At 54.4% G+C, this 1,671-nt stretch carries 1 protein-coding gene; it reads left to right on the forward strand.

Annotated elements, in window-relative coordinates:
- Window positions 1–286: 286 nt before the first annotated feature.
- The gene (locus JJD74_RS30545; RefSeq protein ID WP_010455375.1) at window positions 287–1,408 is read left to right on the forward strand and encodes an ISAs1-like element ISPa60 family transposase; all 1,122 of its coding nucleotides are present in this window, start codon (window positions 287–289) and stop codon (window positions 1,406–1,408) included.
- Window positions 1,409–1,671 lie beyond the last annotated feature (263 nt).

Here is a 1,671-nt window from a genome sequence, read left to right on the forward strand (position 1 = left end):
GAAGGAGTGGGGGCAACAGCAGCTGCGCTGGTAGACTTATCCACAGTTGCTGGTAACAAAATCAGCAATCCGCCCTGGGTCAAATTTCAATCGGCAGGGTGGGTCAATTTTCCATCAGCGCCAACACACTAAGCAACCATCAGAAAATTTTGACTGTACGCCAAAAAATTCGCATCTACCAGCATCTAAACAGGCGTTGCAGGGCAATCGCATGAACGCCTGCCGATTTGAATGAGTCCTTTCCCAGCGGGCATCCTGAGCGCCTCTCTACTCAGGATGCCCTGCAATGTCGCATCACATACCAATCTCCGATGTTCTGGTCGCCATCAATGATCCCCGTCAGCAGGGCAAGATTCGTCACGACCTGGTCGAAACACTGGTCGTGGCTATCTGCGGCGTGCTTGCCGGCGCTGACACCTTCATCGAAATCGAACTCTGGGCTGAGCAGCGGCTGGACTGGTTCCGCCGTATTCTGAAACTACCCCACGGCATTCCCTCACACGACACCTTTGGACGGCTATTCAGCCTGATCGATCCAGAGGAGTTCGAGCAGGCCTTCCGCTGTTGGGTTGCGGCGATCCTACCGGCCCTTTCTCCGCAAGTGGTTGCCCTAGACGGCAAGACCAGTCGCCGCTCCGGCAAGAAAAACACGGCCCCGTTGCACCTGGTCAGCGCTTTTGCGGCTGATTCAGGGCTGATTCTCGGGCAGAGGGCGACCTCCCAGAAGTCCAACGAGAAGACCGCCATTCCTGAGCTGCTGGCCACACTGGCGCTTGAGGGCTGCACCGTGACGATCGATGCCATGGGTACCCAGCCGGACATTGCACAGGCCATTCTCGATCGCGGGGCGCACTATCTGCTGGCCATCAAGGGAAACCAGCCGAAGCTGGCCGAAGCGATCGATGACTTCGCTGACACCTTTTTGGACGGCGATCCTGCCCGGGTACCCCATGCGCACTTCGAGCATGTCGAGAAGGACCATGGCCGGCTGGAGGTTCGTCGCTGCCATGTTTTCGACCAACTCCAGTGCCTGCCACAGCCAGAACGCTGGCCAGGACTGCGCACTTTCGTGATGCTGGAGTCCGAGCGGACTGTGGGCAACCAGACCAGCCTGGAGCGCCGTTACTACATCAGCAGTCTTGCTCCGGATGCAGAGCGCATCGCACATGCCATCAGGGCGCACTGGGGCGTGGAGAACCGCGTCCACTGGTGCATGGATGTCATTTTTGGTGACGATCAGATGCGGATCCGAACCGGGCATGCTGCCCACAACATGGCCGTTCTCAAGCAACTTACATTGAATTTGATCCGGTTGGATCCGGTCAAGCGCAAGGGTGGCATCAAGGCACGAAGGCTGATTGCTGCAACCTCTGATGATTATCGGGCTGAACTATTAGGTCTCAGGTGAGCTTCATGCGATTGCCTTGACAGGCGTTGTTGATTATCATAAAACACTGACACTGTATTATATAATCGTGCTTTTGTGTTATTTTTTTAATATTTACTGATTACGTACTTGCTTAACCACTCAGTTGCGCTAGAACTAATAGACGCGAAATTTAAATCTCTAATTTTCCAACACTTAGTAAAACCTCGTTTGCCATCCCACTACCATTGTAGGAGCAAATCAGGAGACATAAAAAATTAGCGGTAGCGTGCCTGGCCCTCTAG

This window comes from Pseudomonas sp. MF6776, assembly GCF_016613125.1.
Taxonomy (GTDB): Bacteria; Pseudomonadota; Gammaproteobacteria; order Pseudomonadales; family Pseudomonadaceae; genus Aquipseudomonas; species Aquipseudomonas iridis.

Coding starts and splice junctions, on each gene's coding strand:
- JJD74_RS30545 (WP_010455375.1), top strand. CDS start 287: ATGTCGCATCACATACCAATCTCCGATGTTCTGGTCGCCATCAATGAT.